Annotated in this window: 26 protein-coding genes; 11 read left to right on the forward strand and 15 right to left on the reverse strand. The window is 71.4% G+C overall.

Going from position 1 to position 23346, the window contains the following annotated elements; genetic code table 11:
* Window positions 1-68 precede the first annotated feature (68 nt).
* Window positions 69-908, reverse strand: coding sequence for an LLM class flavin-dependent oxidoreductase (locus ACIBQ6_RS09220; protein ID WP_397210867.1), 840 nt, complete (start codon window positions 906-908; stop codon window positions 69-71).
* Window positions 909-984: 76 nt separating this feature from the next.
* On the opposite strand from ACIBQ6_RS09220, the gene ACIBQ6_RS09225 reads away from it, so the two are divergent.
* Complete coding sequence (locus ACIBQ6_RS09225) at window positions 985-1467, forward strand: MarR family winged helix-turn-helix transcriptional regulator (protein ID WP_397210869.1); 483 nt, start codon at window positions 985-987, stop codon at window positions 1465-1467.
* A gap of 10 nt (window positions 1468-1477) precedes the next feature.
* On the opposite strand, the gene ACIBQ6_RS09230 is transcribed toward ACIBQ6_RS09225, so the two are convergent.
* From ACIBQ6_RS09230 to ACIBQ6_RS09240, 3 genes are all read right to left on the reverse strand, one after another.
* A complete protein-coding gene (locus tag ACIBQ6_RS09230; protein WP_358288849.1) occupies window positions 1478-2314 on the reverse strand; it encodes an SRPBCC family protein in 837 nt (278 codons plus the stop codon).
* Window positions 2307-2864 carry a helix-turn-helix domain-containing protein gene (locus tag ACIBQ6_RS09235; RefSeq protein ID WP_352324016.1) on the reverse strand — a complete coding sequence of 186 codons (558 nt, stop codon included), beginning with the start codon at window positions 2862-2864 and terminating at the stop codon, window positions 2307-2309. The genes ACIBQ6_RS09230 and ACIBQ6_RS09235 overlap by 8 nt, the downstream gene beginning before the upstream one ends.
* 117 nt (window positions 2865-2981) lie before the next feature.
* A complete protein-coding gene (locus ACIBQ6_RS09240; protein WP_358288852.1) occupies window positions 2982-4010 on the reverse strand; it encodes a GDP-mannose 4,6-dehydratase in 1029 nt (342 codons plus the stop codon).
* Between the two features lie 266 nt (window positions 4011-4276).
* Between ACIBQ6_RS09240 and ACIBQ6_RS09245 the strand changes: the two genes are divergently transcribed.
* The 4 genes from ACIBQ6_RS09245 (at window position 4277) to ACIBQ6_RS09260 (ending at window position 8481) form a co-directional block, all read left to right on the forward strand.
* Window positions 4277-5548: a glycosyltransferase family 4 protein gene (locus ACIBQ6_RS09245; RefSeq protein ID WP_352352296.1), complete on the forward strand. Its 1272-nt coding sequence runs from the start codon at window positions 4277-4279 to the stop codon at window positions 5546-5548.
* A gap of 46 nt (window positions 5549-5594) precedes the next feature.
* Window positions 5595-6305 carry a methyltransferase domain-containing protein gene (locus tag ACIBQ6_RS09250; protein ID WP_352324013.1) on the forward strand — a complete coding sequence of 237 codons (711 nt, stop codon included), beginning with the start codon at window positions 5595-5597 and terminating at the stop codon, window positions 6303-6305.
* The gene (locus ACIBQ6_RS09255; protein WP_397210871.1) at window positions 6302-7357 is read left to right on the forward strand and encodes a prenyltransferase; all 1056 of its coding nucleotides are present in this window, start codon (window positions 6302-6304) and stop codon (window positions 7355-7357) included. Before ACIBQ6_RS09250 ends, ACIBQ6_RS09255 begins: the two co-directional genes overlap by 4 nt.
* 155 nt (window positions 7358-7512) lie before the next feature.
* On the forward strand, window positions 7513-8481 hold the full coding sequence (locus tag ACIBQ6_RS09260; protein WP_364330745.1) for a DUF1702 family protein: 969 nt from the start codon (window positions 7513-7515) through the stop codon (window positions 8479-8481).
* On the opposite strand, the gene ACIBQ6_RS09265 is transcribed toward ACIBQ6_RS09260, so the two are convergent.
* A complete protein-coding gene (locus ACIBQ6_RS09265; protein WP_358289072.1) occupies window positions 8478-9107 on the reverse strand; it encodes a class I SAM-dependent methyltransferase in 630 nt (209 codons plus the stop codon). The genes ACIBQ6_RS09260 and ACIBQ6_RS09265 overlap by 4 nt on opposite strands.
* A gap of 85 nt (window positions 9108-9192) precedes the next feature.
* Here ACIBQ6_RS09265 and ACIBQ6_RS09270 point away from each other — a divergent pair, with 85 nt between their 5' ends.
* The 4 genes from ACIBQ6_RS09270 to ACIBQ6_RS09285 all read left to right on the forward strand — a co-directional run bounded on the left by ACIBQ6_RS09270 (window position 9193) and on the right by ACIBQ6_RS09285 (window position 11425).
* Entirely contained in the window at window positions 9193-9645 is a 453-nt protein-coding gene (locus ACIBQ6_RS09270) for a pyridoxamine 5'-phosphate oxidase family protein (RefSeq protein ID WP_352324010.1), read from the forward strand.
* Window positions 9642-9833, forward strand: a complete 192-nt coding sequence (locus tag ACIBQ6_RS09275) for a ferredoxin (protein ID WP_352324009.1) — start codon at window positions 9642-9644, stop codon at window positions 9831-9833. The genes ACIBQ6_RS09270 and ACIBQ6_RS09275 overlap by 4 nt, the downstream gene beginning before the upstream one ends.
* 21 nt (window positions 9834-9854) lie before the next feature.
* Window positions 9855-10943, forward strand: coding sequence for a Zn-dependent alcohol dehydrogenase (locus tag ACIBQ6_RS09280; protein ID WP_358288864.1), 1089 nt, complete (start codon window positions 9855-9857; stop codon window positions 10941-10943).
* 161 nt (window positions 10944-11104) lie between these two features.
* Window positions 11105-11425, forward strand: a complete 321-nt coding sequence (locus ACIBQ6_RS09285) for a hypothetical protein (protein ID WP_358288867.1) — start codon at window positions 11105-11107, stop codon at window positions 11423-11425.
* Between the two features lie 49 nt (window positions 11426-11474).
* On the opposite strand, the gene ACIBQ6_RS09290 is transcribed toward ACIBQ6_RS09285, so the two are convergent.
* From ACIBQ6_RS09290 to ACIBQ6_RS09300, 3 genes are all read right to left on the reverse strand, one after another.
* Window positions 11475-12698: an FAD-dependent oxidoreductase gene (locus ACIBQ6_RS09290; protein WP_358288870.1), complete on the reverse strand. Its 1224-nt coding sequence runs from the start codon at window positions 12696-12698 to the stop codon at window positions 11475-11477.
* Window positions 12699-12758: 60 nt separating this feature from the next.
* Entirely contained in the window at window positions 12759-13205 is a 447-nt protein-coding gene (locus ACIBQ6_RS09295) for a hypothetical protein (RefSeq protein WP_397210874.1), read from the reverse strand.
* Between the two features lie 64 nt (window positions 13206-13269).
* Window positions 13270-13788, reverse strand: coding sequence for a DUF2231 domain-containing protein (locus tag ACIBQ6_RS09300; RefSeq protein WP_397210876.1), 519 nt, complete (start codon window positions 13786-13788; stop codon window positions 13270-13272).
* 118 nt (window positions 13789-13906) lie between these two features.
* Between ACIBQ6_RS09300 and ACIBQ6_RS09305 the strand changes: the two genes are divergently transcribed.
* Both ACIBQ6_RS09305 and ACIBQ6_RS09310 read left to right on the forward strand, forming a co-directional pair.
* The gene (locus tag ACIBQ6_RS09305; protein ID WP_397210878.1) at window positions 13907-14692 is read left to right on the forward strand and encodes a helix-turn-helix transcriptional regulator; all 786 of its coding nucleotides are present in this window, start codon (window positions 13907-13909) and stop codon (window positions 14690-14692) included.
* 98 nt (window positions 14693-14790) lie between these two features.
* Window positions 14791-15279: a hypothetical protein gene (locus tag ACIBQ6_RS09310; RefSeq protein ID WP_397210880.1), complete on the forward strand. Its 489-nt coding sequence runs from the start codon at window positions 14791-14793 to the stop codon at window positions 15277-15279.
* A 90-nt stretch (window positions 15280-15369) separates the two neighbouring features.
* On the opposite strand, the gene ACIBQ6_RS09315 is transcribed toward ACIBQ6_RS09310, so the two are convergent.
* From ACIBQ6_RS09315 to ACIBQ6_RS09345, 7 genes are all read right to left on the reverse strand, one after another.
* Window positions 15370-16377 (reverse strand): sugar phosphate isomerase/epimerase family protein, encoded by a 1008-nt coding sequence (locus tag ACIBQ6_RS09315; RefSeq protein ID WP_352323548.1) that lies wholly within the window; start codon window positions 16375-16377, stop codon window positions 15370-15372.
* The gene (locus tag ACIBQ6_RS09320) at window positions 16374-17525 is read right to left on the reverse strand and encodes a Gfo/Idh/MocA family oxidoreductase (RefSeq protein WP_358288885.1); all 1152 of its coding nucleotides are present in this window, start codon (window positions 17523-17525) and stop codon (window positions 16374-16376) included. Before ACIBQ6_RS09320 ends, ACIBQ6_RS09315 begins: the two co-directional genes overlap by 4 nt.
* Before the next feature lie 11 nt (window positions 17526-17536).
* Complete coding sequence (locus ACIBQ6_RS09325; RefSeq protein ID WP_358288888.1) at window positions 17537-18583, reverse strand: ABC transporter substrate-binding protein; 1047 nt, start codon at window positions 18581-18583, stop codon at window positions 17537-17539.
* Window positions 18580-19587 carry an ABC transporter permease gene (locus ACIBQ6_RS09330; RefSeq protein ID WP_358288891.1) on the reverse strand — a complete coding sequence of 336 codons (1008 nt, stop codon included), beginning with the start codon at window positions 19585-19587 and terminating at the stop codon, window positions 18580-18582. The genes ACIBQ6_RS09325 and ACIBQ6_RS09330 overlap by 4 nt, the downstream gene beginning before the upstream one ends.
* Window positions 19587-21071 (reverse strand): sugar ABC transporter ATP-binding protein, encoded by a 1485-nt coding sequence (locus ACIBQ6_RS09335; RefSeq protein WP_358288894.1) that lies wholly within the window; start codon window positions 21069-21071, stop codon window positions 19587-19589. Before ACIBQ6_RS09335 ends, ACIBQ6_RS09330 begins: the two co-directional genes overlap by 1 nt.
* An 11-nt stretch (window positions 21072-21082) precedes the next feature.
* Entirely contained in the window at window positions 21083-22240 is a 1158-nt protein-coding gene (locus tag ACIBQ6_RS09340) for an ROK family transcriptional regulator (protein WP_397210883.1), read from the reverse strand.
* A 178-nt stretch (window positions 22241-22418) separates the two neighbouring features.
* Window positions 22419-23291, reverse strand: coding sequence for an SDR family oxidoreductase (locus ACIBQ6_RS09345; protein WP_397210885.1), 873 nt, complete (start codon window positions 23289-23291; stop codon window positions 22419-22421).
* Window positions 23292-23346: the final 55 nt, after the last annotated feature.

The raw sequence follows: 23346 nt of genomic DNA on the forward strand, positions 1-23346 counted from the left end.
CGAAGTGGTGGACGGTCACCCATGCTTCGCCGCAGGCCCGGATCGCCTTCCCGGCAGGCCGCCGCCGGTCAGGAGGCCGCCGCGCGCAGCGCGGGCAGGACGTCCTCGGCCAGGCGTTCGGCCTGGGCGCGCGGGTCGGGGCCGAGGGGCGTGAAGTTCATCGACGTGAACCCCAGGTCCACGAACGCCGCCAGGCGGTCGGTCACCTCCGCCGCCGAGCCGGCGACCACGCCGTCGTCCTCTGCGGGGGACCCGATGCGGAAGGTGACGTTGTAGACGCACTCGACGGCGCGACCGGCCGACAGGATCCGGTCGCGCATGGCCGCCGCCCGCTCCGGCGGCGCGAACCCCAGGGACGGGATCCAGCCGTCCGCCAGCCGGCCGGTGGCGTCGAGGGCGCGTGGCCCGTACGTGCCCAGCCAGATCGGGATGGGGCTGAGGGGCTTGGGCTCGATGGTGGCCCGATCGGTGCGGTAACGGGAGCCCTCGTAGGTGAAGTCCGACTCGGACCACAGGCCGCGGATGATGTGGACGGCCTCCACCATGCCGTCCACCTTCTCGCGGGGCGTCGGCACCCCGAGCCCGAACGCGCGGAACTCCTCGTCGGAGTAGCCGCCGCCGAGGCCGAGGATCAGCCGGCCGCCGGAGAGCCGGTGCAGCGTCTCGGCCATCTTGGCGACCATCGCGGGCGGCCGGTACGGCACCCCCAGCACCCGCGTCGCCACCCTGATCCGCGAGGTGGCGGCGGCCACCCAGGTCAGCATCGTCCACAGCTCGTACGTGGGCTCGACGCCGCACGGGTGGTCCGACGCCGAGACGAAGTCGAAGCCCAGCTCCTCCGCCGCGCGGGCGTCGCCCACGGGATCGGCCCCCGACGCCGCCGACGTCGATATGCCCAGTCCGAACACGACCCGCCTCCTCCACTTTGGTTTACATGTAAACCTAGAGCGGAGGTCGGTTACACGTCAACTAAACTGCCGGGTCATGGAGCCCAACTGGCTGGACGACGCCGAGTTCCGGGCCTGGATCGGCTACCGCAGGATGCGCCTGCTGCTGGACGCCCAGGTCAGCCGCGACCTCGCGAGCGACTCGGGGCTGTCGGCACCCGACTACGACGTCCTGTCGGCGCTGACCTCCACGCCCGGCCACCGGTGGCGGCTCACCGCGCTGGCCGACCGCATGCTCTGGTCGAAGAGCCGCCTCTCCCGGCACATCTCACGGATGGAGCAGCGAGGGCTGGTCACCCGCGAGGGGTTCGAGGGGGACGCGCGCGGGGCCGTGGTCGTGCTGACCGACGGAGGGTTGCGGGCCATCCAGGAGGCGGCGCCCGCCCATGTGGCGTCGGTGCGCAGGCACTTCATCGACCTGCTCTCGCGGGAGCAGGTCGAGGTGCTCGCCACGATCGCCGAGACCGTCCTCGACCACCTGCCGGACGGCGGTCAGGACACACCGGGCCGACCCGGCTGACCCGGCGCGGTCAGGCGACCCACATCGGGCGCCAGTCCGGCACCTCGTGGTAACGCCGCAGCTCCGCCACCCCGGACAGCATCCCGCCCCAGGCCGCGTACGGCGGCCGCTCGGCGTCGAAGCCGCTCTGCACGAGCGTCAGCCGCGTCCGGCCGGCGGACCCGGCGAGCTCCCAGGAGCTCACCCCGGCGCCGCCCCAGTCGACGGAGAACCGCCGCTCCGGCTCCAGCTCCAGCACCTTGGCCGGCGACGGGTCGTTCGCGAACCCGCCCATGGCGAACCGGCCGCCGACGTACGGCTCGATGTCGATCGGCATCCCGAACCACTCGCTCACCGTCTCCGAGTCGACCAGCGACTCGAAGACCTGGGCGGGCGTCGCGTCGATGGTGACCTCGGCGCGCAGCTCGCGCGCGGTGAAGTCGGCGCGCGGCGTGAGCGGGCGGCCCTCGACGTGCTCGGCCAGGCTGGCCAGCACCTGGAACCAGTACGTCTGCAGCACGCCCCGGATGCTGGCGCCGGTGACGACGTCCTGGAAGTCGAAGTGCGACTGCGTCACCGAGACGATCGTCGCCGAGTCGCCGTCCTCCTCGACCGCGAGTTCGGCGGTCGTCTCGACGCCGTCCAGGAGCCAGGCGAACCGCACGCCGCGCTCGTCGGCCGACAGGACCCGCTGGTGCGGCGCGTCGCCCTCCGGCGTCGTACGGCCCCAGAACGCGAACCGGTCCGGCAGGTCCACCTCGACGTGCTCGGCCAGCCAGACCCGGGCCGCGGCCGGATCGGTGAGCGCGTGCCACACCTCCTTGACCGGCGCCTGGACGCGGACCTTCGCGATCATCGGCTCACTCATGCTCTTCTCCCTTGGGGTAACAGGCGACGGCGAGCTTGAAGGCGTCTCCCTCAGCGCCGCCGTAACGAGTGAAAAGCTCCTGCAGCATGCCCTGCAGGTCGTTCAGGAACTGCTGGCGGCTCTCCGGACGCACGTGGATCTCTCCGGACAGTCCGATGGACGGCAGCTCGGGCGCGTCCCGGTCGAGCGCGGCGATGTCGGCCTGGACCTCCTCCATGAGGTCGAGCAGGTAGCCCAGGCTCAGCTCGTCGCGCGCCTTGCGCAGCCCGATCCGGCCGACCAGCCGCGGCGACAACCAGTACGACCGCGCGCCGGCCTGGTAGATGCCCTCGTGGACGCCGCGCACCTTGCGCTCGGACACCAGCTCCACGAGACCGGCCTCGACCAGCCGCTTGACGTGGTAGTAGACCCGCTGCGGCGTCTGCCCGAGGCGTTCGGCGACCTCCGAGCACGTACGCGGCTCGGCCAGCTGCCTGAGCACCTCGACCCGTTGCGGCTTGAGCAGCGCCTCGGCCTGCTCGATCTGTTCCAGATACAGGACATCTCTCATCGCAAAAACAATCTTTTACGTAAAAATCCTCTTTGTCAATGGGCCAGACCGAGAGCAGTCGTGAGCAGCAAAAAGGCCCGCACCGGACCGGGCGGGCCAAGGAGGGCGGAACCGCCTCTAGGGCCAGGAGCTGTCCTGGTCGGGGTCGCCGCCGGCGGACAGCAGGCGCAGGTCGCTCTCGACCATCATCGCGACCAGCTCGTCGAACGACACCCGCGGCTCCCACCCCAGCTGCGCCCGCGCCTTCTTCGGGTCGGCGCACAGCAGGTCCACCTCCGCCGGGCGGTGCAGCCCCTGGTCGACCACCACGTGCCGCTCCCAGTCCAGCCCGGCGGCCGTGAAGGCGGCCTCCACCAGCTCCCGCACCGACTTCATCCGCCCGGTGCCGATCACGTAGTCCTCGGGATTGGCGGCCTGGAGCATCAGGTGCATCGCCTTGACGTAGTCGCCCGCGTAGCCCCAGTCGCGACGCGCCTCCAGGTTGCCCAGCCGCAGCTCCGTGGCCAGGCCGAGCTTGATCCGGGCCACCCCGAGGGTGACCTTCCTGGTCACGAACTCCGCGCCGCGCCGCGGCGACTCGTGGTTGAACAGGATGCCCGACACCGCGAACATCCCGTACGACTCGCGGTAGTTCTGCGTGAGGAAGTGCCCGTACGCCTTGGCCACCCCGTACGGCGAGCGCGGATGGAAGGCTGTGCGCTCGTTCTGCGGCGTCTCGGTGACCTGCCCGAACATCTCCGAGGACGAGGCCTGGTAGAAGCGGATCTGCCCCGGGGACGACGATCCCCCGCCCCGCGACACGCCCGAACACACCCGGATCGCCTCAAGCATCCGCAGGACGCCCATACCGGTCACCTCGGCGGTCAGCTCGGCCTGCTCCCACGACATGGGCACGAACGAGATCGCCCCCAGGTTGTACACCTCGTCGGGCTGAACGCGTTCCACCGCGGAGATCAAGGACCCCTGGTCCAGCAGGTCGCCCCGCACCACCTGGACGTCGGCCAGCAGCTTGCGCATGCGCGAGACGCGCGGGTTCGCCTGCCCGCGGGCCAGCCCCCACACCTCGTACCCCTGGTCGAGCAGGTGCTCGGCCAAGTAGGAACCGTCCTGGCCGGTGATGCCGGTGATCAGAGCGCGCCTGGCCAAGGGGTCCTCCAACTATCACGTAGGTACGGTGGCCCGCACCGCGTCCCTTTGGGACGGGAATGTACAGCTAAGCGCCTGGACGCAGCACCAAAGCCCACTAGAACCTGTTCCACCGAACCACGCTCGGTTACCTTAATGTCGCAGTTCGCACGGCCTGTGGAGACTGTTGTGAACAATTCCAGGTGACCTACCGAATGGTAGCCTTCTCGGACTAAGGTCATCTTTCACGGTACACGCCCGCCTCTTGGGGCCTTACCGCAGAAAACATGGGCCTACCGGCGGAGAAAGGGGTGTCCGTGAGCGAGGCGCTGCGGATCGCGCTGCTGTCCTATCGCAGCAAGCCCACCTGCGGCGGGCAGGGCGTCTACCTCCGGCACCTGAGCCGTGAGCTGGTCGCGCTCGGCCACCACGTCGAGGTGTTCTCCGGACCGCCCTACCCCGAGCTGGACGAGGGCGTCGTCCTGCGCGAGGTGCCCAGCCTCGACCTCTACCGGGACGAGGACCCGTTCAGGACCCCGAAGCTGGCCGAGTACCGCGACTGGATCGATCTCCTGGAGGTCGGCACCATGTGGACGGCCGGCTTCCCCGAGCCGCTCACCTTCACCCTGCGCGCCTACCGCGAGCTGAAGAAGCGCGTCGGCGACTTCGACGTCGTCCAGGACAACCAGACCCTCGGCTACGGCCTGCTCGGCATCCAGAAGCTGTTCCCCGTGGTCGGGACGATCCACCACCCGATCAGCGTCGACCGGCGGATCGAGCTGGAGGCCGCCACGGGCTACAAGAAGCTCACCATGCGCCGCTGGTACGGGTTCGTGAAGATGCAGTCGCGCGTCGCCCCCAGGCTCAGCCCGATCCTCACCGTCAGCGAGTCGTCGCTGGCCGACATCCACCGGGACTTCAACGTCCCGCAGGCCAACATGCGGCTGATCCCGCTCGGCGTGGACACCCGCTACTTCCACCCGCGCCCGGACAAGCCCCGCCGCAAGGGCTCGATCGTCGCGGTGGCCAGCGCGGACTCGCCGATGAAGGGCGTGGCCACGCTGCTGCGCGCGGTCGCCAAGCTCGCCACCGAACGCGACGTGAACCTCACCGTGGTCAGCAAGCCCACCCCCGGCGGCCCGACCGAGCGGCTGGTCCAGGAACTGTCGCTGCAGGACCGGGTGCGCTTCGTGCACGGCATCTCCGACGACGAGCTGGGCGAGCTGATCGCCACCTCGGAGATCTCCGTGGTCCCCTCGCTGTACGAGGGCTTCTCGCTGCCCGCCGTCGAGCACATGGCCTGCGGTACGCCCCTGGTGGCCAGCCGTACGGGCGCGCTGCCCGAGGTCGTGGGCGACGCGGCCGTCCAGGTCCCGCCGGGCGACGCCGAGGAGCTGGCGGCCGTGCTGCGCCGCCTGCACGACTCCCCCGAGGAGCGCGAGCGGGTGGGCAAGGCCGGCTACGACCGGGTCATGGAGCGCTACACCTGGCACGTCGTCGCCAAGCGGACGGTCGAGGCGTACCGCGAGGCGATGGCGGCGCACAAGGCCCGCCGCTGACCCCCGAACGCAAAGCCCCAAGAGCTGATCAAGGAGAAGCGACAAAGTGCTGACCGTGGACTTCGACCGGCTCCCCGTGGGCCCCGGCGTGCGCGTGCTCGACCTGGGCTGCGGCGGCGGCAGGCACGCCTTCGAGGTGCTGCGCCAGGGCGCCGACGTCGTCGCCTTCGACATGGACCAGGCCGAGCTGGACAACGTGGCGGCCATGTTCGTGGCGATGGACAAGGCGGGCGAGGTGCCGCTGGGCGCGACCGGCGAGACCGTCCAGGGCACGGCGCTGGACATGCCGTTCGAGGACGGCGGCTTCGACCGGGTCATCGCGGCCGAGGTGCTGGAGCACATCCCCGACGACATGACCGCCATGCGGGAGATCTTCCGCGTGCTCAAGCCGGGCGGCACCGCGGCGATCACCGTGCCGAGCTTCCTGCCCGAGCGCATCTGCTGGGCCCTGGACGAGGACTACCACACCGCCCCCGGCGGCCACGTGCGGATCTACACGCTGGCCGAGCTGTCGGCCAAGCTCAAGTCCGTCGGCTTCGAGATCGGCCCGCACCACCACGCCCACGGCCTGCACGCGCCCTACTGGTGGATCAAGTGCGCGGTGGGCGTCAACAACGACGACCACCCGGTCGCCAAGGCGTACCACGAGCTGCTGGTGTGGGACATCATGAAGCGCCCGGCCGCCACCAGAATCGCCGAGGCGCTGCTCAACCCGCTCATCGGCAAGAGCGTGGTCCTCTACGTCAAGAAGCCATGATCTCCCGCGAGGAGGTCGTCCGCACGGCCCTCAGCATCGCGGCCATCCAGCAGGACGACGGCGGCGTGCCCTGGCCCGAGGGGCACGTGGACGCGTGGAACCACGTCGAGTGCCTGATGGGCATGTCCGTGGCCGGGCTGACCGAGCCGGTGCGGCGCGGCTGGGAGTGGCTGGCCCGCCACCAGCGCCCCGACGGCTCCTGGCCGATGAAGCTGCTGGACGGCGTGGCCACCGAGGCGGGCGGCGAGTCCAACCACGCCGCCTACGTCGCCGCCGGCGTCTGGCACCACCTTCTCGTCACCGGCGACCGCGAGCACGCCGAGCGCCACTGGCCCATGGTCAAGGCCGCGCTCGACTACGTGGTGGGCCTGCAGACCGAGCGGGGCGAGATCGTCTGGGAGCGGGACGCCCACGGCCGGGCGGCGGCGTACGCGCTGCTGACCGGGTGCTCCTCGATCCACCAGGGCCTGCGCTGCGGCGTGCTGCTCGCCGACCACCTGGGCGACCCGCAGCCGCACTGGGAGCTGGCCGCCGACCGGCTGGCCCACGTGTTGTCGGCGCACCCGGAGGCGTTCGCCGACAAGAGCCGGTTCTCGATGGACTGGTACTACCCGGTGCTGGGCGGCGCGGTGCGCGGGCGGCAGGCGTTCGAGCTGCTGGAGCGCGAGTGGTCCACGTTCGTGGTGCCGGGGCTCGGCATCCGGTGCGTGTCCGACCAGCCGTGGGTGACCGGGGCCGAGACGTGCGAGCTGGTGCTGGCCCTGGACGCCATGGGCGACCGTACGCGGGCCGCCGCGCTCTTCGCCGACGTGCAGCACCTGCGCCACGAGGACGGCTCGTACTGGACCGGCTGGCAGTTCGTCAACCGCAAGCACTTCCCGCACGAGCGCTCCGGTTACACCGCGGCCGCGGCCATCCTCGCCGCGGACGCGTTGCAGCGCCTGTCCCCCGGTTCCGGGCTGTTCCGCGACATCGCGGGCACGTCGGTGTCGGATCCGGAGGCGTGCGGGTGCGTGGAGCGCCAGTCGTTCAGGTCGGCGCCCCCCGGCTGATTCGGCGCGGCGTCGGCGCAAGGGCTTTTGCGGGTTCTTTGCCGGGGACATCCGGTGCGCCGCCGGTGAACGGCGCAATGGGGTTACTAGCTTCGTGTCTGGCCGTAGGAGGCGTCTTCGGGGGAAGCGTGGGCGACACGGGCACAACAGCGTTCTTGGACCAGGTCAGGATCGAGCCGACACTGTCCCCGGCGAGGGGGCTGCGGAGGTTTCTGGCCAAGGATCCTTCGGAGTCCGATCTGGGCCGGCGCAGGTTCCGGCTGCGCCCCGGGGCTCCCCGGACGGTCTTCACGGATTCCGAGCAGTCGTACGTGTTCGGCTTCAACGCGGTCATGTCGCGGGAAGTCGAGAAGATCGAAGACCTCTCACCCGAGCAGCGGCCGTTCGGCCACGAGGGCGCGGCGGCCGCCTGCACCGTGCTCGACCTGCTCACCTTGACCCGGGGCCGGCGCCTTCACGAGCTACTGGCCGGCCCCGCCCAGCATCACCGCCACGCCGCGTACGTCGGCGCCGGACGCGGCTACGCGCTGCTGCGGCTGCGTCCGGTCTGGGGCGCGCGGCGGGCGCACCCGCTGATGCGCTGGCTGGCCGTGGACGGGTTCGGCTTCCAGTGGAGCCTGTCGCGCGCGGACCGCATGGTGGGCCGCAGGAGCATGCCGGACCTGCTCACCCGCGCCCACTGCGCGGTCTTCGACCAGGGCCTCGGCCGGCTGCTGTGGTACCACGACTGCGCCTCGCCGGACGACGTCGGCGCGCGCATCGCGGGCTTCCCGGCGAGCCGGCGGGCCGACCTGTGGAGCGGCGTGGGGTTCGCGGCCACGTACACGGGCGGCGCCGACAGCGACGAGCTGTGGTGGCTGACCGAGCACGCCGGCGCCGACGGCTTCCGCGCCCACCTGGCCCAGGGCTGCGCCTTCGCGGTCACGGCGCGGCTGCGGTCGGGGGCGCTGCCGGACCACGCGCGGCTGGCCGTGCCGATCCTGGCCGACGCCGCGCCCGACGAGGCGGCCGCCTGGACCGACCAGGCGCTGCTGGCCCTCGGCCACGACGCCCACACCCACGAGGACTTCCAGCGCTGGCAGGCCCACACCCGCCGGTCGTGGAACCGCCGCCACCGGCGCTAGACGCCCCGGCCGACGCGTTCGAGCACGCGCAGCGAGCCCTCGGCCGACACCTCGCGGAAGGCGCCCGACTCAAGGGCCCGCAGGTAGACCCGGTAGGGGGCCTGCCCGCCGTCGGCCGGGTCGGGATAGATGTCGTGGAAGACCAGCGCGCCGCCCTCCATGACGTGCGGCGCCCAGCCCTCGTAGTCGCGGGTCACCGGCTCCTCGGAGTGGCCGCCGTCGATGAAGAGCAGGCCGAGCGGCGTGTTCCACAACGCGGCCACCCGGTCGGACCGCCCGACGACGGCGATCACCTCCTCCTCCAGCCCGGCGGCGGCGATGGCGGCGCGGAAGAAGGGCAGGGAGTCCATCCGCCCGAAGCGCGGGTCCATCAGGGCCGGGTCGTGGTGGGCCCAGCCGGGCTGGATCTCCTCCGAGCCCCGGTGGTGGTCGACGGTGACGACCACCGAGCCGGCGTGCCGGGCCGCCGCGCCGAGGTAGATCGCCGACTTGCCGCAGTAGGTGCCGATCTCGCAGAGCGGCCCCAGGCCGCCGTACCGGCAGGCGGCCTCGAACAGGGCCAGACCCTCCTTCGGCGGCATGAATCCCTTGGCGTGCTCCGCTGCCTGCAGCAGCTCCGGCGGCATCGTCATAGGCATGCACCCTAGCCGAACCGAACAACATTCCAGGGACCTCTTGCCGTGCTTCTTTGCAACCTGTTCTACTTGGCACGTGAATCAGCGCGCTCGCATCGCGATGTCCGACGACGAGGTCACGGCGTTCCTGGAGGGTTCGCGCAAGGTCCAGCTCGCGACCATCAATCCCGACGGGACACCGCATCTGGTGACCATGTTCTACGGGCTGGACGAGGGCCGCATCGCCTTCTGGACGTACGGCAAGGCGCAGAAGGCCCGCAACCTGGCCCGCGACCCGCGGGTGAGCTGCCTGGTCGAGGCGGGCGACGACTACGACCAGCTCCGCGGCGTCCTGGTGTACGGCGTGGCCGAGCAGGTGGACGACCGGGACCGGGTGCTCGCCATCGGCATGATGATCGCGCGCAGGATGACGCCGGGCGTGCCGGACGACCTGCTCACCCCCTACGTCGAGCAGACCGGCAGAAAACGGATCGCCTACGTCGTCGAGCGCACCAAAGTGGTCTCATGGGATCACAGGAGGCTCACATGAAGGTCAAGGTCGATGAACTGGTCTGCGAGGCCAACGCCGTGTGCATGGGGCTCGCCCCCGAGGTCTTCGAGGTGGACGACGACGACCAGCTGCACATCCTGCTCCCCGAACCACCCCCCGAGATGCAGGACCGCGTCCGCAGCGCGGTCAGGTCCTGCCCGAAAGCCGCCCTGTCGCTAGAGGACTAGCCGTAGCCGAGGAGGAACCCCATGCGCGCCGCGATCCTGCACGCCGTAGGCAACGACAAGCTGGACATCCGCGACGACATCACCCTGGCCCCCGTCGGGCCGACCGATGTCCGCGTACGGATCAGAGCCACGGGCGTGTGCCACTCGGACCTGTCGGCCATGTCCGGCGTGCTTCCGCAGCCGGTGCCGCTGATCCCGGGCCACGAGGGCGCGGGCGAGGTGGTCGAGGTGGGCGAGCACGTCACCTCGGTCGCGCCGGGCGACCACGTCGTGATCAGCTGGCGGCCGGCCTGCCAGTCCTGCGACCTGTGCGTGGGCGGGCAGCCGTACATGTGCATGAAGTACGTCATCGAGTCCTTCAGCAAGGGCAACTTCCGCTTCGGCGGCGACAACGCGACGGCGTTCGGCATGGCGGGCTGCGGCACCTGGGCCGAGGAGGTCATCGTGCCCTGGCAGGGCGCGATCAAGATCGACGACGACGTGTCGTGGGAGGCGGCGGCGCTGATCGGCTGCGGCATCACGACCGGCGTGGGCGCCGCGATCAACACCGCCAAGGTGCGTCCCGGCTCCACGGTCGTGGTGATCGGCTGCGGTGGCGTCGGCCTGTCGGTCATCCAGGGCGCCCGCGTCTCCGGCGCCAGGACGATCCTCGCCGTCGACCCGCTGGAGTCCAAGCACGCCCTGGCCAAGAAGGTCGGCGCGACGCACGCGATCACGCCCGAGCAGGTCCCCGAGGCCCTGAACGAGCTGACCGGCGGCAGCGGCTTCGACTACGGCTTCGAGGTCGTCGGCAAGTCGGCGACCATCCAGAGCGCCTGGCAGCTCACCCGGGCGGGTGGCGACGTCATCGTGGTGGGCGCCGGCGCGGTGGACGACATGGTCTCCATCTCCGCCTTCAGCCTGCTGTTCGAGGGCAAGAGACTGCTGTCCAGCCTGTACGGCGAGGCCGACGTGCGGCACGACTTCCCCTACTTCGCCAAGCTCCACAAGGCGGGACAGCTCGACCTGGAATCGCTGATCAGCGCCCGCATCCGGCTCGGCGACCTGAACGACGCCGTCGCGGCCCTGCGCGGCGGCGAGGTGCTCCGCCAGATCGTCATCATGGACTGACCCCGCCCCCGGGCCGGAGAACGGGCTTCCGCTCTCCGGCCCCGGGCAGGTCGGGCCGCGATCGGCCGAACCGGTCGCACACCCGCCGCCAAGGCATTGCTAAGGAAAGTTTCCTAACGGATACTCCGGGTTGAGTGCCCACCACCCCCCAAGGAGTATCCATGCTTCGTCGCGGCCTCGCCCTGCTCTCCCTCGCCGCCGCCGGCCTGCTCGCCCTCGCCGCGCCCGCCCAGGCGGCCGTCGTGGACGTGACCTTCGGGCCGCTCTCGATCGGCGACTACTGTCACGCCAAGGTCAGCTCGTCCTCGTGGATCGGCTTCTACGAGTCCGGCGGCCTGCGCTGCTACACCGGCGGCCCCGGCCCGATGACGTACGCGGGCTCCGGTGACCCGTACCTGGCCTGCAAGTTCCTCACCACGGACGTGGTGATGTCCGCGCTGCGCGGCACCTCCGACGCCCTGGTCTGCCGCGTCGTGCGCTGACCCTCCTCCGGTGCGGCACGGGACGGACCGTCCCGTGCCGCATCCGGCGTCAGGAGGGCAGGAGCTGGTCGAGAGGGGTGCCGGGGTCGGCGAGCGCGGCCCGGTCCACGGGCTTGCGGGACCGGATGAGTGCCTGGGTGTGGTCGGTGACGTCCCAGATGTTGACGTTCATCGCGGCCAGCACCCTGTCCTGCTCGTCCAGCCAGAAGGCGATGAACTCGCGGGCGTCCAGGTCGCCGCGGACCACGACGTCGGGCGTGCGGCCGGGCGGGACGTGGCCGACGTACTCCATGCCCAGGTCGTACTGGTCGGTAAAGAAGTAGGGCAGGTTGTCGTAGTCGCCGGCCCGGCCGAGCATCGCGCGGGCGGCGGTGGCCGGCTGGTTGAGCGCGTTCGCCCAGTGCTCGACCCGGACGTGGTGGCCCAGCAGCGGGTGGTAGGCGTTGGCGATGTCGCCGGCCGCGAAGATGTCGGGGTCGGAGGTGCGCAGGTCGGCCCCCACCTTGACGCCGTCCTCGACGGTCAGCCCGGCGGCCCGCGCGAGATCGGTGTCCGGTTCGGCGCCGACGCCGGCCACGACGACGTCCGCCTCGACGTGGGCGCCGTCGGCGAGCAGGACCCCGGAGCCGGTGATCTCGGCGGGACGGGCGTCGAAGAGGAAGTTCACGCCGTGCTCGCGGTGCAGCGCGGTGAACACCTGGGCGACGTGCGGCCCCAGCACGCGCAGCAGCGGCGCGGACGCCGTCTCGATCACGGTGACCTCGGCCCCCGCGGCGCGGGCGGCGGCGGCCACCTCCAGGCCGATCCAGCCGGCCCCGAGGATCGCGACGCGGCCCGCGCCGGCCAGGGTGGCGCGCAGGCGTTCGCTGTCGTCGACGGTGCGCAGGTACAGCACCTCGGGCCGGTCGGCCCCGGGGAGGTCCGGGCGGCGCGGCCGGGAGCCGGTGGCCAGCAGCAGCCGGTCGTAGCCGAGCTGCTCGCCGTCGCTCAGGGTGACCCGGTGACCGGCCGGGTCGATGCCGGTGACCTCGACGCCCAGCCGCAGCTCGACGTCGTGCTCGTCGTACCAGGAACGGTCGTGGACGAAAATCTTGTCGCGTTCGCCGGCGCCCTGGAGGTAGTCCTTGGACAGCGGCGGCCGCTCGTACGGCAGGTGCGTCTCCCTGCCGACCAGCACGAGTCGGCCGTCGAAGCCCTCGCCGCGCAGGGCCTCTGCGGCCTTGGCGGCGGCGAGGCCGCCGCCGGCGATCACGATGGTCGCGGGTGCAGGCATGGTCGGATCTCCTCTTTCTGTCCTGTTCCTGGGCGAAGGGCGTGGTGATCGCGACGCACGTCAGCTCCCGCCCACGCCGAGCGCGGTGAGCAGCACCAGGACGACGGTCACGACCGCGAACAGCCCATGACCCGCCACCACCGCGACGGGGAAGTGCCGTTCGGCCGGAACCGGCGAGCCGGCCGCCGCCGGGCCGGAGCCGAGCCGGGCGACGCGCGCCCGATGGACCGGGATCCACCGCGCCAGCATGACGAACCCGAGCAGCGCGACGGGCACGAGCAGCCCGAACGCGAGCCAGGCCAGCCCATGGGCGTCGGCGAACAGGTAGATGATCCACACGACCAGGCCCGCCGCGGCGAGCAGGAAGTGCCCGAAGAGCACCGGCGCGGGCAGCCGGGACTCGCCGGCCTTCCACTGGGCCACGCCGCCGCGGGCGATCCAGGTGCCGAGCATGTAGAAGCCGCCGACGGCGGTGACGAGCCAGGTGATCAGTGCCGCGATCTCCACGATCTTCCTTCTTTCCAGGATGAGCCGTTCGTATGTCAGATGGCGGGTGTCCGAAGGCGGCGCCTCACCGTGGCGGGCCGGTGGTGAACCCCTCGGCCTGGGTGTCCTCGCCGGCGACCCGGACGCCGTAGCGGAAGGCGAGCTTGCCGCCCAGGTAGCCGGACACCCCGAGCACGGCCAGGCACACCGCCGACAGCACGATCCGCCCCACCGGCACGGGCCCCGGCGGTCCGTCGCCCAGCCGCCAGGCGAACCCGGCCGCGTACCCGGCGGTGACCGCCAGGTTGAGCGCCATGTGCACCAGACCGGTGCGGAAGGCGGGCGTGCGGGGCGGGATGGCGAACAGGTCCAGGAACCCGACGCAGGCGGCGGCCAGCGCGCCGAGGCCGCCGAGGGCGATCAGCCAGACCGACCCCTGCGCCAGGAAGCCGCCCGGCGACACCACGTGGGAGGCGACGTCGAAGACCAGGCTGGCCACCCATGCCCCGATCGGCACCGTGACCAGGATCGGGTGCGCCGGATGCCCGTACGGGCCCGCCAGCGCCGTCACCGGCCGCTTGGCCCGGCCGGTCAGCTCGTCCATGACCCACCTCCTATTTCACCAACAAGTCTTGGACATATTCGACGGTGGCGTCAACCTCCCCAGCACAAAGGCATGGCTTCAGATGATTCACAAGTTTTCTAGGCGTTAAGGTGGATGCGTGACGTCCGACTCCACGAGCCTCGCGGCGGTCGCCGCGCTCAGCGACGACCTGCGCCGCAGCATGTACGAGTTCATCCGCCGCGCCGGGCGGGCCGTCACCCGCGACGAGGCGGCCCGAAGCGTCGGGATCTCCCGCAAGCTCGCCGCCTTCCACCTGGACAAACTGGTGGACGCCGGCCTGCTCGCCACCCGCTACGAACAGCCGGGCGGGCTGCGCCGCGTCGGCCGCGCCCCCAAGGTGTACGAACCCTCCGACCTCGACGTCCAGGTCAGCATCCCCCAGCGCGAACCCGTCCTGCTCGCCGACATCCTGCTCGACGCCGTGCTGGCCGAGACGCCCGGCGAGAGCGCCGGTCAGGCGGCCCGCCGCCTGGCCCGCGAGCGCGGCCACGACCTCGGCAACACCGAACGCGGCGGGCTGCGCGGCGCCCGGCTCGGCCCCGAGCGCGCCCTGACCTGCGCCCAGCAGGTCCTGGAACGCCACGGTTTCGAGCCCAGCCGCGACACGCCGACCCTGGTCCGGCTGCGCAACTGCCCCTTCCACCCCCTGGCCGCCAAGGCCCCCGAGCTGGTCTGCGGCATCAACCACGCGTTCCTGACCGGGTTCCTCGACGGCCTCGACGCCCCGGCCGTCCAGGCCACCCTGATCCCGCGGCCGGGCCACTGCTGCGTCGAGCTGGGCGTCCCGCAGGGCACCGACAGCGCCTCCGGGGGCGCGGAGGCGGACGCGCCGGCGTGCGCCAAGGACGGGGACGGCCCGCCACCCGCTCCGCCAGGGTCCTGACCGGTTCCGGCAAGGGTTTCCCATGGGCCCGGCCACGGCCCGCCGGGCGCTCTACCGTGGGACCGCCGGAGCGGTGACGGGGCAGGGGAAGGCGTCCGATGATCGCAGCCATCGCCAGGGGCCAGAAACTGTCGGCGGCGTTCGCGTACGCCGCCGCGGTGCTCACGCTGACCTGGCTGACCCAGGACGGCCGCCTGGGCGACGGCCTGTACGGCGACCTGGCCATGACCGTCATGGCCTTCCCGCTCTACCTCGCCGCCGGCCCGCTGAACGGCGCGCTCCGCGCCCACGCGCCGGGGCCCGCCCACGTCTGGGACTTCGTCCTGATGGCCTGGCCGGGGATCGTCCTGGCGGTCCTGCTGGCGTCGCTGCGCGCCCGCGTGGCCGGGCGGGCACTCGGGTGGCTCGCGGCGGCGGCCGTCACGCTGGTGGGGGTGGCGACCACCTTCGACGGCTGGGCGCCACGACGGCCCTACGGCTGGCCGTTCCTCGTCTGCGGGTTGATCATGATCGTCGGGCTGATGACCGCCCGCCGGCCCGCCCCGGACGCGCGGCACGGGCCGGACGCGCGGTCGCCCGGCCCGTGACCAGCAGGCCCTACGTGGTCCTACGTGGTCCTACGTGGTCCTACGTGGTCCTACGTGGTCCTACGTGGTCCTACGTGGTCCTACGCGGTCCTACGTGGTGGAGAAGGCCGCGTCGAAGGCCGTGGCGGGCGGCGTGATGGAGTTCAGCCGCCGGATGTACCCCAGCGCCTCGCGGGCGCCGTCCAGCCGGTCCATCCCCGCGTCCTCCCACTCGATCGAGATCGGCCCGTCGTACCCGATCGAGTTGAGCGCCCGGAAGCAGTCCTCCCACGGCACGTCACCGCGCCCGGTGGAGACGAAGTCCCATCCCCGCCGCATGTCCGCCCACGGCAGGTGCGACGACAGCCGCCCCTTGCGCCCGTCGCCGATCCGGACCCGGGTGTCCTTGCAGTCGACGTGGTAGATCCGGTCCTTGAAGTCGAGGATGAACGCCACCGGATCGAGGTCCTGCCACACCATGTGCGACGGGTCCCAGTTCAGCCCGAACGCCGGACGATGCCCGATCGCCTCCAGCGTCCGCTGCGTCGTGTAGTAGTCGTAGGCGATCTCGCTCGGGTGGATCTCGTGCGCGAAGCGCACCCCGACCTCGTCGAACACGTCGAGGATCGGGTTCCAGCGGTCGGCGAAGTCCTGGTAGCCGGCCTCCACCATCGACGCCGGCACCGGCGGGAACATGGCCACGGTGTGCCAGATCGACGACCCGGTGAACCCCACCACCGTGTCCACGCCGAGCGCCGCCGCCGCCCGCGCGGTGTCCTTCATGTCCTCGGCCGCGGCCCGCCGCACCGACTCCGGGTCGCCCGAGCCCCAGATGCGCGCCGGCAGGATCGCCTTGTGCCGCTCGTCGATCGGATGGTCGCAGACGGCCTGGCCGACGAGGTGGTTGGAGATCGTCCACACCTTCAGGCCGTGCTTGTCGAGCTGGGCGCGCTTCTGCTCCACGTACGACGGGTCCGCCACCGCCTGCGCCACGTCGAAGTGGTCCCCCGAGCAGGCGATCTCCAGGCCGTCGTAGCCCCATTCGGCCGCCAGCCTGCACACCTCCTCGAACGGCAGGTCCGCCCACTGCCCGGTGAACAGCGTCACTGGTCTCATCAGTCCTCCACAGGGGTGTACCGGCCGCCGTCGGCCGCGCTCGCCTCCACCGCCGCCAGCACGCGCTGCACCCGCAGCCCGTCGGCGAACGACGGCGAAGGGTCGGCGCCGGTCGCGACGGCCTCCAGGAAGTCTCTGATCTCGTGGGTGAAGGTGTGCTCGTAGCCGAGCCCGTGCCCCGGCGGCCACCACGCCCCCACGTAGGGATGGTCGGGCTCGGTCACCAGGATCCGCTCGAACCCGCCCCCGCCCTCGCTGAACCACAGCTCGTTCATGGACTCGAAGTCGAACGCCAGGCTGCCGAGCTGCCCGTTGACCTCGATGCGCATCGCGTTCTTGCGCCCGGTCGCGAACCTGGTGGCCTCGAAGGAGGCCAGCGCGCCGCCCGACATCCGGCCGATGAACAGCGCGGCGTCGTCGACGGTGACCGTCCCCCTCTCCTCCGTACGGGACCCGCCCAGCCCCGCCGACTCCCCCGCCAGCGGACGCTCCTTGACGAACGTCTCCGTCAGCCCCGACACGCCCGCCACGCGCTGGCCGGTGACGAACTCGGCGGCGTCCACGATGTGCGAGCCGATGTCGCCGAGCGCCCCCGCGCCCGCCTTGTCCTTCTGCAACCGCCACACCAGCGGGAACTCCGGGTCCACGATCCAGTCCTGGAGGTACTGGGCGCGTACGTGCCGGATCTCGCCGAGCCTGCCCTCCTCGACGTACCGGCGGGCCAGGGCGACCGCCGGGACCCGCCGGTAGTTGAAGGCCACCATGCTCCTGCCCGGCGCCGCGGCCGCCGCCGCGACCATGGCCTCGGCCTCGGCGACGGTGTTGGCCAGCGGTTTCTCACAGATCACGTGCTTGCCGGCGCGCAACGCGGCGATCGCGATCTCGGCGTGCGAGTCGCCCGGCGTGCAGATGTCGACGATCTGCACGTCGTCCCGCCGGACCAGCTCCCGCCAGTCCGTCTCGACGTCGGCCCAGCCGAGCCGGGCGGCCGCGGCGGCGGTCTGCTCCTTCGACCGGCCCGCCAGCACCGCCATGCGCGGCGCGAGCGGCAGGTCGAAGAACGCGCCGACGCTCCGCCAGGCCTGGGAGTGGACGCGGCCCATGAACGCGTAGCCGATCATGCCCACGCCGATGGTGGTCTTGTCTGACATGCAACCCCCGATCAGGATTCGAATCCGAGCGCCAGATACTTCTCGACGTTCTCCTTGGTGATCGTCTCCGACGCGAGGGTGATCGACTGGGGAACCTGATTCTCCACGAGGTCACTCATGCCCTTGCCCTGCGCGATCAACCTGGCGAGCCTGATGGCCGAGGAGGCCATCGTCGGGCTGTAGGTGACGGTGGCCTTGAGCACCGACGTGCCGGCCTGGATCTCCTTCATGGCGTTCAGCGAGCCCGCGCCGCCCACCATGACGAACTCGTCGCGGTTGGCCTCCTTGATGGCGGCCAGCACGCCGACGCCCTGGTCGTCGTCGTGGTTCCACAGGGCGTCGATCTTCTTGTGCGCCTGCAGCAGCGAGGTCGCCACCTGGTTGCCGGTCTCGACGGTGAACTTGGCGTCCTGCTTGGCCGTGACGCTGAACCCGTACGTCTTCAGCGCGTCGGCGAAGCCCTTGCTGCGGTCCTGGGTCAGCGGCAGCGTGGCGATGCCCTGGATCTCGACGATCACCGGGTTCGCGACGCCCTTGTCCTTGAGCTGCTTGCCGATGTAGTGCCCGGCCGCGACGCCCATGCCGTAGTTGTCGCCGCCGATCCACGTCCGGTAGGCCAGCTTGTCGGGGAACACCCGGTCGAGGTTGATGACCGGGATGCCCGCCTGCGTCGCCTGCAGCGCGACCTGGTTCAGCTGCTGGCCGTCGTTCGGCAGGATGACCAGGGCGTTCACCTTGGCCGCGATCAGCGACTCGACAGCGGAGATCTGCTGGTTGATGTCGTTGGTCGGCTCGACGGCCTTGAAGTCGACGTCGCCGTACTGCTTGGCCGCGCTCTCGGCGTTCTTGGCGATGGCCGCGATCCAGCCGTGGTCGGCGGCCGGCGCGGAGAAGCCGATCGTCACCTTCTGGCCGGGTTCGTCGTTGCCGCTCGCGGCGGGGGCGGGCGCGGGCGCCGCCGACGAGGGAGCGGCCGCCGGCTCGTTGCTGGTGCAACCCGCCGCTAACAGCACAGCCCCGCCGACGAGGAATCCCCTGCGCGCGACGTTCTCACTCATGATGCTCTCGCTTTCAGGTTCCGCCGCTGGAGAAGGACGGCGACGACGATGATCAGGCCCTTGGCGATCAGCTGGTCGCTGGTGTTGAGCCCGTTGAGGATGAACAGGTTCGTGATGAGGGTGAAGATCAGCAGGCCCAGGATCGAGCCGATGATCGTGCCCCGGCCTCCGGTGAGCAGGGTGCCGCCGATGATGACGGCGGCGATGGCGTCGAGCTCGTACAGGTCGCCGTGGGTGGACGAGCCTGTCGTCGTACGGGCCATGATGAGGATCGCGGCGACGCCGCAGCAGAAGCCGGACAGGGCGTACAGGAGCATCGTGTGCCTGCGTACGTCGATGCCGGCCAGCCTGGCCGCCTCGGGGTTGCCCCCGACCGCGTACGTGCGGCGGCCGAACGTGGTGCGGTTCAGGACGATCCACCCCAGCACCACGACCAGGGCGAACACGTAGACCAGCAGCGGGATGCCGAGCAACCGCGTGGTGGACAGCTGCACGATGCCCTCGACGTGGATGAGCTGGGTCTTCCTGTCGGACATGCGCTGGGCCAGGCCGCGGGCGGCCACCAGCATGGCCAGGGTGGCGATGAACGGCACCATCCGCCCGTAGGCGATCAGCAGCCCGTTGACCAGCCCGGCCCCGGTGCCGACGAGGATCGCGCAGACGGCCATCACCACCGGCCCGTACGACTGGGTGGCCAGCGTGGTCGCCCAGACGGAGGCGAGGGCCATGACGGCGCCGACGGACAGATCGATGCCGCCGCCGATGATCACGAACGTGGCCCCGACGGTGATCACGCCGATCGTGGCGGCCAGGGCCAGGATGCTGACCAGGTTGGAGGTGGTGGCGAAGTTGTCGAACCGGGTGACCAGGCCGACGACCACGAGCAGCGCCAGCGCGCCCAGCAGGCCGAGGTGGCGGATCTCGGCGACCCCGTTCAGCAGGGACGGTCTCGGCCGGGCGACCCCGGCGGCGGGTCGTTCGGGCGCCTCTATGGGCTCGCTCATCACGCGGCCCTCCCATCCATGATCATGTCCAGTACGCGGTGCTCGTCCAGGCCGGCCGCCTCGCCCTCGTGGATGACGGCGCCCTCGCGCAGCACGAGCACCCGGTCGGCGAGCCCCAGCACCTCGGGCACCTCGCTGGAGACCAGCAGCACGCCGATGCCCTGGTCGGCCAGGTCGCGGATGACGGCGTACAGCTCGGCGCGGGCGCCGACGTCGACGCCGCGGGTGGGCTCGTCGAGCAGCAGCAGTCTGCGTCCGCCGAGCAGCCAGCGGGCGAGCACGGCCTTCTGCTGGTTGCCGCCCGACAGGGTCCTGATCGGGCGTTCGGGGTCGGGCGGGCGGATGTCGAGGAGCTGGGCCAGGCGGGCGGCCTCGGCCCGTTCGCGGCCGCGGTCGATCCAGCCGAACCTGGCGAACTGCGGCAGGGTGCCGAGCGTGATGTTGGCGGTGACGCTCTGGTCGAGCAGCAGGGCCTGGGCCTTGCGTTCCTCGGGGGCCAGGCCCATGCCCTGCCGGACGGCGCCGGTCACGCGGCGGCGGGCCGGGCGGCCGGCGAGCGTGACGCGGCCGGAGGCGGGCCGGGCTCCGTAGACGGCCTCCAGGATCTCTGAGCGTCCGCTGCCGACGAGCCCGGCCAGTCCGACGATCTCCCCGGCGCGCACGGAGAAGGAGACGTCGGCGAAGACGCCGGGCGCGGTCAGGTTCTCCACGCGCAGCACCTCCTCGCCGGGCGGCCGGGTGGGGCGGGGCGGGAAGACGTACTCGACGTTGCGGCCGGTCATGAGGGAGACGATGCGGGCGGTGGGCGTGTCGCGGGCGGGCAGGCCGACGGCGACGGTGCGCCCGTCCTTGAGCACGGTGACGCGGTCGCCGATCTCGCGGATCTCCTCCAGCCGGTGGGAGATGTAGACGACGGCCACGCCCTGGGCGGTGAGCTCGCGGATGATGCGGAACAGGTTGGCGACCTCGTCGTGGGCCAGGGCGGCCGACGGCTCGTCCATGATGATCAGGCGGGCGTCGTGGGAGAGGGCGCGGGCCATCGAGACGACCTGTTTGGCGGCCGGTGAGAGCCGTCCGACCTCGGTGGCGGGGCGGATCTCGCCGTGGCCGAGGCGTTCCAGCACCTCGCGGGCGGCCCGGCGGCCGGCCTGGCGGTTGACGAACCCGAAACGGGCGTGCTCGTGGCCGAGGAAGATGTTCTCGGCGACGCTGAGGCCGTCGACCAGGTCGAGTTCCTGGTAGATGGTGGCGAAGCCGAGCCGGATGGCGTCGTTGGGGCTGGTGGGCCGGACGGGCGCGTCGTTGAAGACGATCGTGCCCTCGTCGGGCTGGTGGACGCCGGCCAGCACCTTGATCAGGGTGGATTTGCCCGCGCCGTTCTGGCCGAGCAGGCAGTGGACCTCGCCCGCCCGTACGTCGAGATCGACCCCGTCGAGCGCGCGCACGCCGGGGAACTGCTTGACGATGCCCTTCATGACCAGCATCGGGGTCCCCTTCAGGCGTTGACGATGCGGTTGATGTTGTCCGGTGACAGGTAGTGCTCGATGGCGAGCAGGCCCGCGCCGAGAGCGGCGGCGTTGATCCCGGTGCGGCTCGGGGTGATGGACAGGTGGTGGGTGGCCAGCGGCAGCGACCGGCGGTAGATGGTCTCCCTGATGCCGGCCAGGAGGTGCTCGTGGACGCGGGACAGCGCGCCGCCGATGACGATGACCTCGGGGTTGAAGAAGTTGACCAGGCCGGCCAGCACCTCGCCGATGAGCCGGCCGGCCTCCCTGACCAGCCGCAGCGCCTGGGTGTTGCCCGCCTGGACGAGCGCGACGACGTCGGCGCCGGTCTCGGCGGCCAGCCCGAGCTCGGCGAGCCGGCGGGCGATGGCGGCGCCGCCGGCCACGGCCTCCAGGCAGGCGCTGTTGCCGCAGCGGCAGCCGGCGTCGTCGTGGCCGCTGACGCGGATGTGCCCGATGTCGCCGGCCGAGCCCTGGGCTCCTCTGTGGAGCTTGCCGTCGGCCACGATGCCGCAGCCGATGCCGGTGCCGACCTTGACGAACAGCAGGTGGCTGGTGCCGGCGAAGGCGTTGCGGTGCTCGCCGAGCGCCATGACGTTGACGTCGTTGTCGACCAGCACCTGGATGCCGTCGAAGTATTCGGGGACGGGGTAGTCGTTCCAGCCGGGCATGATCGGGGGGTTGTTGGGGCGGCCGGTGGCGAACTCCACCGGGCCGGGCACGCCGATGCCCATGGCGCGCAGCGCGGCGCGGGGCCGTCCTGCCTCGCCGAGCAGCCGGTCGAGCCGCTGGTCGACGTGGGCGAGCACTTTGTCGGGGCCCTCGCCGATCTCCAGCGGGTCCTCGCACTCGGCCAGCAGGCCGCCGGTCAGGTCCATGAGCGCGACCCGGCAGTGGGTGGCGCCGAGGTCGACGCCGGCGAAGGCGTGCTCCTCGGTGTGCAGGCGGAGCTGGCGCGGGGGACGGCCGCCGGTGGACTCGCCGCTCTCGGTCTCCTCGACGAGGCCGCGCTCGATGAGCGCGTCGACCCGCTGGGAGATCGTGGATCTGGCCAGTCCGGTGAGGCGCGCGAGATCGGATCGGGTGGTCGCCGATCCGGCGCTGATGAGCGTCAGGACGTCGGCAGCCGAGCCCGGCTGGGGGGTCATGCGGGAACAATAAGATCACTCATGCGGCAAATCAAGAGTCTGATTCGACCGAACCTCGCGGACTTATGCCGAAGATCGAACAAAGCCTGGCATGAGACGTTCGCCGGAACCCTCCCGAACGCGCGGAAGCCGGCCACCGCCCCGGCGGGCGATGACCGGCTTCCGGCAGGCTCCGGCGCTAGAGCATGGCCTTCATCGAGTCGCCGGCCGTCAGCACGTACGGCTGCTCGGCCATCACCGAGCCCCAGTTGTCGGCGATCGCCTCGGGGGTGAGGTCGTCGGCCTTCCAGCCGGGCCCCTCGGCCACGAACACGCGGGCCACCCGCCCGCCGCCGACGGTGAACACCTCCCCGCTCGACTCGCACGAGTCGTGCACGAGGTAGGCGACCAGCGCGCTCACCCGCTCGGGCGTGAACTTGGCCTCGAACTCGGCCGGCAGCAGCGCCTCGGTCATCCTGGTCCAGGCGATGGGGGCGATGGCGTTGGCCTTGATGCCGTTGCGCGCGCCCTCGATGGCCAGCGTCTTGGTCAGCCCGACCAGGCCCATCTTGGCGGTGGAGTAGTTGGCCTGGCCGAAGTTGCCGAACAGGCCGGCCGGGCTGGAGGTGTTGACGATGCGGCCGTACCCGGCCTCCTTCATCAGCGGGTAGGCGGCCTGGCTGACCAGGTACGACCCGCGTACGTGCACGGCCAGCACGCCGTCGAAGTCCTCGACGGTCATCTTCCCGAACGACTTGTCCCGCAGGATGCCCGCGTTGTTGACGACGATGTCGACCCGGCCGAACGCGTCGACGGCCGTCTGCACGAGCGCCCTGGTGCCCTCGGGGGTGGCGACGTTGTCGGCGTTGGCGACGGCCTGGCCGCCGTTCTTGGTGATGAGCTCGACCACCTCGGCGGCGGGGCCGGTGGAGGCGCCGGTGCCGTCGAGCGCGCCGCCGAGGTCGTTGACCACGACCTTGGCGCCCCGCTCGGCGAGCAGGAGCGCGTGCGCCCTGCCGAGGCCGTGCCCGGCGCCCGTGATGATCGCGACCCTGTCATCGAACCGAAGCATCGAACCTCCAGAGCAAGAGAACAACATTCTGGTAGGAGTACGATAACCGACCGGC

Source organism: Nonomuraea sp. NPDC049655, assembly GCF_044465465.1.
In the GTDB taxonomy this organism is placed as follows: Bacteria; Actinomycetota; Actinomycetes; order Streptosporangiales; family Streptosporangiaceae; genus Nonomuraea.

Bases quoted from the DNA above. Each gene is read 5' to 3' on its own strand.
- ACIBQ6_RS09275 (WP_352324009.1), top strand. From the start codon at position 9,642: ATGAAGGTCAAGGTCGATGAACTGGTCTGCGAGGCCAACGCCGTGTGC.
- ACIBQ6_RS09290 (WP_358288870.1), bottom strand. From the start codon at position 12,698: ATGCCTGCACCCGCGACCATCGTGATCGCCGGCGGCGGCCTCGCCGCC.
- ACIBQ6_RS09230 (WP_358288849.1), bottom strand. From the start codon at position 2,314: ATGAGTGAGCCGATGATCGCGAAGGTCCGCGTCCAGGCGCCGGTCAAG.
- ACIBQ6_RS09330 (WP_358288891.1), bottom strand. From the start codon at position 19,587: ATGAGCGAGCCCATAGAGGCGCCCGAACGACCCGCCGCCGGGGTCGCC.
- ACIBQ6_RS09245 (WP_352352296.1), top strand. From the start codon at position 4,277: ATGGGCCTACCGGCGGAGAAAGGGGTGTCCGTGAGCGAGGCGCTGCGG.
- ACIBQ6_RS09345 (WP_397210885.1), bottom strand. From the start codon at position 23,291: ATGCTTCGGTTCGATGACAGGGTCGCGATCATCACGGGCGCCGGGCAC.
- ACIBQ6_RS09340 (WP_397210883.1), bottom strand. From the start codon at position 22,240: ATGACCCCCCAGCCGGGCTCGGCTGCCGACGTCCTGACGCTCATCAGC.
- ACIBQ6_RS09225 (WP_397210869.1), top strand. From the start codon at position 985: ATGGAGCCCAACTGGCTGGACGACGCCGAGTTCCGGGCCTGGATCGGC.
- ACIBQ6_RS09280 (WP_358288864.1), top strand. From the start codon at position 9,855: ATGCGCGCCGCGATCCTGCACGCCGTAGGCAACGACAAGCTGGACATC.
- ACIBQ6_RS09235 (WP_352324016.1), bottom strand. From the start codon at position 2,864: ATGAGAGATGTCCTGTATCTGGAACAGATCGAGCAGGCCGAGGCGCTG.
- ACIBQ6_RS09265 (WP_358289072.1), bottom strand. From the start codon at position 9,107: ATGCCGCCGGAGCTGCTGCAGGCAGCGGAGCACGCCAAGGGATTCATG.
- ACIBQ6_RS09300 (WP_397210876.1), bottom strand. From the start codon at position 13,788: ATGGACGAGCTGACCGGCCGGGCCAAGCGGCCGGTGACGGCGCTGGCG.
- ACIBQ6_RS09320 (WP_358288885.1), bottom strand. From the start codon at position 17,525: ATGTCAGACAAGACCACCATCGGCGTGGGCATGATCGGCTACGCGTTC.
- ACIBQ6_RS09335 (WP_358288894.1), bottom strand. From the start codon at position 21,071: ATGCTGGTCATGAAGGGCATCGTCAAGCAGTTCCCCGGCGTGCGCGCG.
- ACIBQ6_RS09325 (WP_358288888.1), bottom strand. From the start codon at position 18,583: ATGAGTGAGAACGTCGCGCGCAGGGGATTCCTCGTCGGCGGGGCTGTG.
- ACIBQ6_RS09255 (WP_397210871.1), top strand. From the start codon at position 6,302: ATGATCTCCCGCGAGGAGGTCGTCCGCACGGCCCTCAGCATCGCGGCC.
- ACIBQ6_RS09310 (WP_397210880.1), top strand. From the start codon at position 14,791: ATGATCGCAGCCATCGCCAGGGGCCAGAAACTGTCGGCGGCGTTCGCG.
- ACIBQ6_RS09285 (WP_358288867.1), top strand. From the start codon at position 11,105: ATGCTTCGTCGCGGCCTCGCCCTGCTCTCCCTCGCCGCCGCCGGCCTG.